Origin of the sequence: Burkholderia sp. Tr-862 (assembly GCF_011753085.1) — a bacterium.
In the GTDB taxonomy this organism is placed as follows: Bacteria; Pseudomonadota; Gammaproteobacteria; order Burkholderiales; family Burkholderiaceae; genus Burkholderia; species Burkholderia ambifaria.
In genome coordinates, this window is sequence record NZ_VWWG01000222.1 from 1 (window position 1) to 8,552 (window position 8,552).

An 8,552-nucleotide genomic window follows, 5' to 3' on the forward strand; every position below is an offset into this window, starting at 1 on the left:
TCGCGGCACGGCGGCGCACGGGCGGGCAAACGGGGGCGGGGCAAACGGACGGGCGCGGCATGGCTGCTGGAAACATCGGACGGATCGGGGGGCCGGACGCGTTCGTCGGGCCGTCAAACATCATATGAATGGCGGCCGGGACGCTTGTCCGGGCCGGCTGTCGTGCACGCCATTTTAGGGCCGCGGCGTGGCGGTTCGAGGCGGGCGCTGGCGGGTTTTGTAACCGAATGTATGGCAGCGCACTGACGCTTTCGCGGCGGCGATCCATTTCCATACGAAGCGGCTCAAGCGTCTGCTGCGATCGGGGCCCGAAACCGGCCGCGGCGCGGCCCTTCAGTCTGTAACCATTCGCGGTATACGCACCGATACCCATCGTCTAGAATCCGCGTAACTTTTACAAACGACCCCCAATAACGCAGGCGGGGAAGCCGGCAGACGCCGGAGGGACGGAGATTCGCGCGCGCTTCGCACGCGCCGGGCATGCATGACGGTTGCCGTTTCCGGGTGCCTCCCGCTGCCATGGGCCGCCTGCCCCGCAAGCATGATGAACGCACTGGAACAAGAGCTCGCCACGCTGATCATCGGCGAATTGAATCTCGAAGACGTCCCGCTCGAAACGGTGACGGCCGGGACCCCGCTGTACGGCGAGGGCTTCGGGCTCGACTCCATCGACATCCTGGAAATCGCGCTGCTGATCTCGAAGAAATACGGCTTCGAGTTGCGCTCGGACAATCCGGACAACAAACAGATCTTCGCGACGCTCGGCGCGCTTGCCGCGTACGTCGCCGCGCATCGCACGAAGTGACGGGCGCGTACGGCACGGCACACGGATGATTACCGCACGCGGCGGCCGTCGCTGGACGACCTGCCGCCGCGTCGATCGAGGTGAAACGCGATGAACGGAGCAATTCGATGCGGGCGCTCGTAACGGGCGGCAGCGGCGCACTCGGACAGGCGATCTGCACGGCGCTCGCGCAGGCCGGTCATGAAGTCTGGGTGCACGCGAACCGGAACCTCGCGCAGGCGGAAGCGGTTGCGCAGCAGGTCGTCGCGGCCGGCGGTACCGCGCACGCGATCGCGTTCGATGTGACCGACGGCGACGCGACGCTCGCCGCGCTCGCGCCGTTCGTCGACGACGCGCCGGTGCAGATCCTCGTCAACAACGCGGGCATTCACGACGACGCGCCGATGGCCGGCATGTCGCGCCGGCAATGGCACAGCGTGATCGACGTGACGCTCAACGGTTTTTTCAACGTCACGCAGCCGCTGTTGCTGCCGATGATCCGCACGCGGCGCGGACGGATCGTCAACATCGCGTCGGTCGCGGGCGTGACCGGCAACCGCGGGCAGGTCAACTACGCGGCCGCAAAGGCGGGGCTGATCGGCGCGACGAAGTCACTGTCGCTGGAGCTTGCGTCGCGCGGCATCACGGTGAACGCGGTCGCGCCCGGCATCATCGAATCGCCGATGGCCGACCATGCGTTTCCCGCCGAACGGATCAAGCAGCTCGTGCCGGCGCAACGCGCGGGCCGGCCCGACGAAGTCGCGGCGATGGTCGCGTATCTGGTGTCCGATGCGGCCGCCTATGTGACGGGACAGGTGCTGTCCGTCAACGGCGGGCTCGCATGACGACGCGCGCAGCGTCGGCTTGACGCGAAGCAACGGCGCGCAACGCGGCGCGTGGCCCCGGTGCCGCGAGCCTGCGCCGCATAGTGAGGAAATCGAAGTGTCAGTGCATCCAGTCGACGCCGAACGGCGAGCGTGTTCCCTGTCGTCCGCCCCGACCACGGTCGCGCCCGGACACACGGCAGCCGCGCCTGCCGCATCGCGAGCGGGCATCCCGCCCGCGGCGAAGGGCGGCAGCCGTGCGCTGCGACTCACCCGGATCGATCACGCACGGCTGGCCGCGCTGCTGCACGCTGCGCAGCAGCGGGGCGATGCATTCGACCACCTGTTTCCCGGCGCGCTGGGCGCGGTGTGCATCGGCGCGGCCGGATCGCCGGCCGATGCGATGGCACGCATGCTTGCCGTCGCCGCGCCCGACCTGCCGCTCGCACCGGTGCCGATGACGCTGCTTGATGCCGGCGGCCACGCACGCGCCGGCGCGGTCTGCGAAATCTGGCAGTGCGACGCGCCCGATCTGCGCAGCGCGCGACACGGCGCGCTGCAGTACCGCTACAGCGAAACCGCGGGGCTCGTGTTCGGCAGCATCGTCGTGCAGGAAACGCAGGAAACGACCGATATGGATCGCGACGGCGGCACGCCGCTCGAACGCGCGACACACGATGCCTACCGCGCACTGTTCGACGTGCTCGATACGCTCGGTCTCCCGCATCCGCTGCGGATCTGGAACACGGTGCCGGCGATCAATGCGCATCAGTTCGGGATCGAACGCTATCGTCAGTTCAATATCGGCCGGCAGCGCGCGTTCGACGCGTGCCGCCGCGCGCTGACGGGCGGCGTGCCGGCCGCCTGCGCGCTCGGTTCGGTCGTGCCGGTCGCGGGCGACACGCCGCCGGCCGCGCCGCTCGCGATCCATTTCATCGCGAGCCGCACGCCGGCCGATCCGGTCGAGAATCCGCGCCAGGTCAGCGCGTATCACTACCCGGCCGAGTATGGCCCGCGGGCCCCGACGTTCGCGCGCGCGGCCGCATGGACCAACGGCGCTGCGGCACCGCTGCTGTTCGTATCGGGCACCGCCAGCATCGTCGGGCACCGCACGCTGCATCGTGGCGACGTCGTCGCGCAAACGCGCGAGACGATCGCGAACCTGGCGGCCGTGCTCGAGCAGGCCGCGCGGCAGGGGCACGGCCCGTTCACGCTCGCGGACCTGAGCTATCGCGTCTACGTGCGCGACGCGGGCGATGCCGCGGCGCTCGCCGCGATCGAACGCGCGCTGCGCGATGCGGCCGGCTCCGACGTGCGGACCCTGTTCGTCCACGCGCACGTGTGCCGCGACGATCTGCTGGTCGAGATCGAGGCGAGCGCCGGCCATCCGCTGGAGCAACTGTCGTGAAGCGCGCGGGCCTGTCGCTGCGCGAACCGTCGCCGCATGCGGGCGGCGTCGAGGAAGCCTGTCGGCGCGCGCCCGCAGGTCATAAACTTTTGTCAGGATCATCGTCTTCGCAATCGGCCGTTCCCATGTCCAAGCTGCACGCCTCGTCCACCCATCTCGTGTTGATTCCGAGCTACAACCCGGGCATCAAGGTCGACACGACCGTGCGCAACGCCCGCGCGCAGTGGAACCCGGTGTGGGTCGTCGTCGACGGCAGCACCGACGGCAGCGCCGAGCGGCTGCAGGCGATGGCCGAGCGCGATCCGGGGCTGCGCGTGATCGTCCTGCCGGAGAACCGCGGCAAGGGCGCGGCGGTGCTGGCCGGCCTCGACGCGGCGGCCGCGAGCGGCTTCACGCACGTGCTGACGATGGATTCCGACGGCCAGCATCCGGCTGAGCTGATTCCCGAATTCATGGCCGCATCGCAGGCGAGCCCGGACGCGATGGTGCTGGGCCTGCCGAAGTTCGACGCGAGCGCGCCGCAACTGCGCGTGCAGGGCCGGCGGCTGTCGAACGGATGGGCCGACCTCGAGACGCTGTGGGCCGGGATCGGCGATTCGCTGTACGGCTTTCGCGTGTATCCGGTCGCGCCGCTCGCCGCGATCATGCATCGGCAGCCGTGGATGCGCGGCTTCGACTTCGATCCGGAAGCGGCCGTGCGGCTGTGCTGGGCCGGCGTGCGGCCGATCCGCATCGAAGCGCCGGTGCGCTACTTCGGCGCGCACGAGGGCGGCGTGTCGCATTTCCACTACGGCCGCGACAACGCGCTGCTCGCGTGGATGCACCTGCGGCTGTTCGCCGGTTTCGTGGTGCGGCTGCCGATGCTGGCCGCGCGGCGGCTGATGCGCCGGCCGCGTTCCGCGTTCAGCCGGTCGCACGGCCGCGGCGATTGACTACCCTTTTGTCAGCAATCCGTTAAGCAATCACGCCGTTCATTCCGCATCGATCGGTAATCAACCTGTCATTCGATGTAAACATCTGGTAATTTTCTGCCGGATTATGCAAAATCGCCGCTCCCAACTACAACTACCGAGGGATCCGGGATGCATATCAAGAAAGCGGCGGCAGCGTGTGGCATGGCGTTCCTGTTGAGCGCATGCGGCGGCGTGCAGAATCTCGACGCGAACAGCCTGACGTCGGCGGGGACCAACCTGTACAAGGCGGCGACGCTGTCGGACAGCGACATCGCGGCACTGTCGAACGACTCGTGCAAGGCGAGCGACGCCGAATCGAAGATCGCCGCGCCGAACAGCGCGTACGCGAAGCGCCTGACGAAGGTGATGAAGGGCTTCGGCGACATGACGCTGAACGGCCAGAAGATCAACTACAAGGTCTACATGACCAAGGACGTCAACGCGTGGGCGATGGGCAACGGCTGCGTGCGCGTGTACAGCGGCCTGATGGACATGATGAACGACGACGAACTGCGCGGCGTGATCGGTCATGAAATGGGCCACGTCGCACTGGGTCACTCGAAGAAGGCGATGCAGACCGCCTACGCGGTCAGCGCGGCGCGCACCGCGGCCGGCGCGGCATCGCCGGGCGTCGCGACCCTGACGAGCTCGCAGCTCGGCGACATCACCGAGAAGTTCATCAACGCGCAGTTCTCGCAGACGCAGGAAAGCGCGGCCGACGACTACTCGTTCGACCTGATGAAGCAAAAGAGCATGAACCAGAAGGGCCTCGTCACCGCGTTCCAGAAACTCGCGCAGCTCGATGGTGGCAAGAGCTCGATGATGAGCTCGCACCCGTCGTCGTCGAGCCGTGCGCAGCACATCCAGGATCGCATCGCGAAGGGCAGCTGATCGCCGTTCAAGGCGCCGGCTTCGTCCGGCGCCCCGGATGAACAAAACCCCACGCTCTTTCGGGCGTGGGGTTTTGTTTTTCGCGGGGCCGGAAAGCGGCAGCGCCGCTTGCTTACGGCACCATCCCCGGCAGCAGGTAGGCCTGCACCAGCGTGATCAGGCCGACGATCACCGCGAACAGCAGGCTGTGGCGCACCGTGAAGCGGAACAGATCGGACTCCTTGCCGACCAGGCCGGTCGCCGCGCATGCCACCGCGATCGACTGCGGCGAGATCATTTTCGCGGTCACGCCGCCCGTCGTGTTCGCGGCGACCGCGAGCGTCTCGGGCACGCCGAGCTGGTGCGCGGTCGCTTGCTGCAGCGAGCAGAACAGCGCGTTGGACGACGTGTCCGAGCCGGTCAGGAACACCCCGAGCCAGCCGAGGAACGGCGAGAAGAACGGGAACGCGGCGCCGGTGCCGGCCAGCATCAGCGCGAGCGTCGACGACATCCCCGAGTAATTCGCGACGAACGCGAACGCGAGCACGAGGCCGATCGACAGGATCGGGCGCGTGAGTTCCTTCAGCGTCTCGCCGAACGTGACGAGCGCGTCGCGCGGCTTCATCCGCAGCAGCGCCATCGAGATCAGCGCGGTCACGAGGATCGCGCTGCCCACCGCCGACACGAGGTCGAGCTTCAGCACCGCGTCGAGTGCCTTCGGCGTCGCCGCGATCGGCGCGGTCTTCACGACGAGCTGGTCGAGCCCGGCCACATGGAACTTCAGGACGGTCGACGCGAGCGCGCCGTGCGCGGCGAACAGCGCCTTGAACGGCGCGATGCTCCACACGGTGACGACGGCCGTCAGGATCAGGAACGGTGACCACGCGCGCACGGTCTGCGCGAGCGTGTACGGCGACGCCTGGCGGCTTGCGCCGGAACCGTTGCCGCCCGCGCCGAACCCCGCGAGCGCCGCGCCGCCGCCGGACGCGACGAGGCCGCCTGCCGTCTGCTTCGCGCTGCTCGGCTGCCAGACCTTCAGGAAGACGGCCAGCGAGACGAGGCTGACGAGCGACGACGTGATGTCCGGCAGCTCGGGCCCGATGTGGTTCGACGTGAAGTACTGCGTGATCGCGAAGCTGCCGCCCGCGACGAGCGCGGCCGGCCACGTCTGCCGCACGCCGCGCAGCCCGTCCATCATGAACACGAGCCAGAACGGCACCGCGAGCGACAGCAGCGGCAACTGGCGGCCGGCCATCGCGCCGATGTGGAGCGGGTCGATGCCCGTCACCTGCCCGGCGACGATGATCGGAATGCCCATCGCGCCGAACGCGACCGGCGCGGTGTTCGCGATCAGGCACAGTCCGGCCGCGTGCAGCGGCTTGAAGCCGAGGCCGACGAGCAGCGCGGCCGTGATCGCGACGGGCGCGCCGAAGCCGGCGGCGCCTTCGAGGAACGCGCCGAACGAGAAGCCGATCAGCAGCATCTGCAGCCGCTGGTCGTCGGTGATCGACAGCACCGATGCGCGGATGATGTCGAACTGGCCGGTCTTCACGACGATCTTGTACAGGAACACGGCCGCGACGATGATCCACGCGATCGGCCACAGGCCGTACGCGAAGCCGAAGCCGGCCGCCGCGAGCGCCTGCGGCACGGGCATCCCGTATGCGAGGATCGCGACGCCGAGCGACAGCAGCAGCGTGATCGCCGCGGCAACGTGCCCCTTCATCCGCAGGGCGGCGAGCGCGATGAAAAAGAAGATGATCGGAATTGCGGCGACGAACGCCGACAGCCCGAGGCTGCCGAGCGGCGTGTAGATCTGATGCCAAACCTGCATGGTTGTCTCCTCCATGGATTTATCGGGGTACGGGTTTGAAAGCGGGGGTCTATTCGGGCTGGCCGCGCGCGCGCAGCAGGTCGGACAGGCTGCGCGCCGCCGGCTCGAGCGGCGTGCGGTGCTGCGTCCAGCCCATCTGCTTCGCGGGCGTCAGCGCGCGCAGCCGGGTCGCGGTCCAGCGGAACGCGCGATACGCGCGCGGATGCGCGAACGCGCCCGACCAGAAGCGCCACACGAGGTCTTCCGCGCGGTTGTAGTTCGCGCCCTGGCCGCGCAGCGGATGCGCGACGGGTTCGTCGGGCTTGCGGTTCGCCTCGGTGCGCAGCCGCACCAGCAGTTGCGGGATCGGAATCCGGACCGGGCATACCTCGCCGCATGCGCCGCACAGCGTCGACGCGGTCGGCAGGTCGGCCGTCGCGTCGAGGCCGAGCAGGTGCGGCGAGATGATCTTGCCGATCGGGCCGGGATAGGTCGTGCCGTAGGCGTGGCCGCCGATGCGTGTATAGACGGGGCAATGGTTCATGCACGCGCCGCAGCGGATGCACTGCAGCGTCGCGCGCAGCTGTTCGTCCGCGTAGGCCTGCGTGCGGCCGTTGTCGAGCAGCACGAGATGCAGCTCGCGCGGGCCGTCGCGTTCGCCGTCGCGGCGCGGGCCCGAGATCAGGTTGAAGTAGGTCGTGATCGCCTGGCCGGTGGCCGAGCGCGTCAGCAGGCTCGACAGCGGCACGATGTGCTCGAGCTTCTCGACGACCTTCTCGATCCCCATGATCGCGACGTGCGTATCGGGTACGGTGGTCGACAGCCGGCCGTTGCCCTCGTTCTCGACGAGCCACAGCGTGCCCGTGTCGGCCGCCGCGAAGTTCACGCCGGACAGGCCGATGTCGGCCTGGGCGAACGCGCGGCGCAGCGCGCGCCGGCCGGTCTGGATCAGCTCGTCGACGTCCTCCGTGTAGCGCGTGCCGGGGATGTGTTGCTCGAACAGCTCGGCGATGTCGCCGCGCGTCTTGTGGATCGCCGGCATCACGATGTGCGACGGCTTCTCGCCCGCGAGCTGCACGATGAACTCGCCCATGTCGGACTCGATGCAGTCGACGCCGTGATCCGCGAGGTAATGGTTCAGCTCGATTTCCTCGCTCGCCATCGACTTGCCCTTGATCACGCGGCGCGCGTGGTTCGCTTGCGCGATGCCGAGCACGATCGCGTTCGCGTCGGCGGCCGTCTCCGCCCAGTGCACCTGCACGCCGGCGGCGGTGAGCTTTGCCTCCAGCTGTTCGAGCAGCGTCGGCAGTTGCGCGAGCGCGTGCTGCCGCACGGCTTCGCCGAGATCGCGCAACTGCTGCAGCTCGGTGTCGTCGGGGAACTGGGTCGCGCGCTTGCCCTGCAGGAAGTCCATCGCGCCGCGAAAGCTTTGGCGCAGCGCGGGATCGTCGAGCGCGGCGCGCGCACGGGCCTTGAAGTCGCCGGGGGCGACGAATTGCAGCGGCTGGTCGCTCATCGCGGCAGGTCCTCGCAGGCGGTTGCGGTCGGTTCGGCGGCCGGTTCGGTGACGATCACGACCCAGAGGTTGCGCGGACCGTGTGCGCCGTACGCGAGGGTCTGCTGGATATCGGACGTCTTCGACGGGCCCGACACCAGCACGACATTGGTCGGCATGCCGGTGTGCCAGCGCTCCGCGTGCACGGCCGCGTGAAGGTCGGCATGCAGCGTGTTCGCATGGACGAGTGCGACGTGCAGCGGCGGCACCAGCGACACCGTGCGCGGCGTGCCGGCATCGGGCGCGAGCACGACGGTGCCGGTCGTCGCGATGCCCGAGCGCGCGACGGTGAAGCCCGCGTCGATCGTGTCGAACAGCTCGGCTTTCCACGCATCGATCGGCCGG

General features: G+C 68.8%; 8 protein-coding genes. 5 read left to right on the forward strand and 3 right to left on the reverse strand.

Translation table 11 applies throughout. From position 1 onward, the window contains the following. The first annotated feature begins 544 nt into the window (after window positions 1-544). From F3J14_RS31775 to F3J14_RS31795, 5 genes are all read left to right on the forward strand, one after another. Window positions 545-805, forward strand: a complete 261-nt coding sequence (locus F3J14_RS31775) for a phosphopantetheine-binding protein (RefSeq protein ID WP_034177242.1) — start codon at window positions 545-547, stop codon at window positions 803-805. Between the two features lie 107 nt (window positions 806-912). Next, window positions 913-1,629 (forward strand): 3-oxoacyl-ACP reductase FabG, encoded by a 717-nt coding sequence (gene fabG, locus F3J14_RS31780; protein WP_166726295.1) that lies wholly within the window; start codon window positions 913-915, stop codon window positions 1,627-1,629. 97 nt (window positions 1,630-1,726) lie between these two features. After that, window positions 1,727-3,016, forward strand: coding sequence for an endoribonuclease L-PSP (locus tag F3J14_RS31785; protein WP_166726296.1), 1,290 nt, complete (start codon window positions 1,727-1,729; stop codon window positions 3,014-3,016). A gap of 125 nt (window positions 3,017-3,141) precedes the next feature. Further along, window positions 3,142-3,948: a glycosyltransferase family 2 protein gene (locus F3J14_RS31790; RefSeq protein WP_166726297.1), complete on the forward strand. Its 807-nt coding sequence runs from the start codon at window positions 3,142-3,144 to the stop codon at window positions 3,946-3,948. 150 nt (window positions 3,949-4,098) lie between these two features. Beyond that, window positions 4,099-4,860, forward strand: a complete 762-nt coding sequence (locus F3J14_RS31795) for a M48 family metalloprotease (protein WP_166726298.1) — start codon at window positions 4,099-4,101, stop codon at window positions 4,858-4,860. 112 nt (window positions 4,861-4,972) lie between these two features. Here the strand turns inward: F3J14_RS31795 and F3J14_RS31800 are convergent, their stop codons facing one another. The 3 genes from F3J14_RS31800 to F3J14_RS31810 all read right to left on the reverse strand — a co-directional run. Then, window positions 4,973-6,673: a lactate permease LctP family transporter gene (locus F3J14_RS31800; RefSeq protein WP_166726299.1), complete on the reverse strand. Its 1,701-nt coding sequence runs from the start codon at window positions 6,671-6,673 to the stop codon at window positions 4,973-4,975. A 49-nt stretch (window positions 6,674-6,722) separates the two neighbouring features. Continuing rightward, the gene (locus tag F3J14_RS31805) at window positions 6,723-8,168 is read right to left on the reverse strand and encodes a LutB/LldF family L-lactate oxidation iron-sulfur protein (RefSeq protein WP_166726300.1); all 1,446 of its coding nucleotides are present in this window, start codon (window positions 8,166-8,168) and stop codon (window positions 6,723-6,725) included. Beyond that, on the reverse strand, window positions 8,165-8,552 hold a 388-nt coding region (locus F3J14_RS31810), incomplete at its 5' end, for a lactate utilization protein (RefSeq protein ID WP_166726301.1). The genes F3J14_RS31810 and F3J14_RS31805, both read right to left, overlap by 4 nt.

Coding starts and splice junctions, on each gene's coding strand:
- F3J14_RS31775 (WP_034177242.1), top strand. CDS start 545: ATGAACGCACTGGAACAAGAGCTCGCCACGCTGATCATCGGCGAATTG.
- fabG (WP_166726295.1), top strand. CDS start 913: ATGCGGGCGCTCGTAACGGGCGGCAGCGGCGCACTCGGACAGGCGATC.
- F3J14_RS31790 (WP_166726297.1), top strand. CDS start 3,142: ATGTCCAAGCTGCACGCCTCGTCCACCCATCTCGTGTTGATTCCGAGC.
- F3J14_RS31795 (WP_166726298.1), top strand. CDS start 4,099: ATGCATATCAAGAAAGCGGCGGCAGCGTGTGGCATGGCGTTCCTGTTG.
- F3J14_RS31800 (WP_166726299.1), bottom strand. CDS start 6,673: ATGCAGGTTTGGCATCAGATCTACACGCCGCTCGGCAGCCTCGGGCTG.
- F3J14_RS31805 (WP_166726300.1), bottom strand. CDS start 8,168: ATGAGCGACCAGCCGCTGCAATTCGTCGCCCCCGGCGACTTCAAGGCC.